The sequence below is a fragment of the Bradyrhizobium sp. Kon10 genome (assembly GCF_055807395.1).
Genome location: NZ_JBVVOZ010000213.1, coordinates 1 through 274 on the forward strand (window position 1 = coordinate 1; position 274 = coordinate 274).

General features: G+C 65.3%; 1 protein-coding gene. It reads left to right on the plus strand.

The genetic code is table 11. From position 1 onward, the window contains the following. On the plus strand, positions 1 to 274 hold a 274-nt coding region (ruvX, locus tag AC0L2O_RS36760), incomplete at both ends, for a Holliday junction resolvase RuvX (RefSeq protein WP_473373201.1).

Sequence of the window (274 nt, forward strand, 5' to 3'; positions counted from 1 at the left end):
GGTTTCCGACCGGGGCTTTGCCTTCGCCCACCCGCGTCCCGTCATCATGCGCAGGAAATTCTCGCTGGATGCAGCTGTGCTGCTCGGCTTGCTGCAGAAAGAGAACGTCGGGGCCGTGGTGCTCGGTCTGCCGGTCAACATGGACGGGTCGGAAGGCCCGCGCGCCCAGAAATCCCGCGCCTTCGCCCGCAACATGGCTGCTGTGACCGACCTGCCCTTCGTTTTGTGGGACGAGCGACTGTCGACGGTGGCGGCTGAGCGGACGTTGATCGAG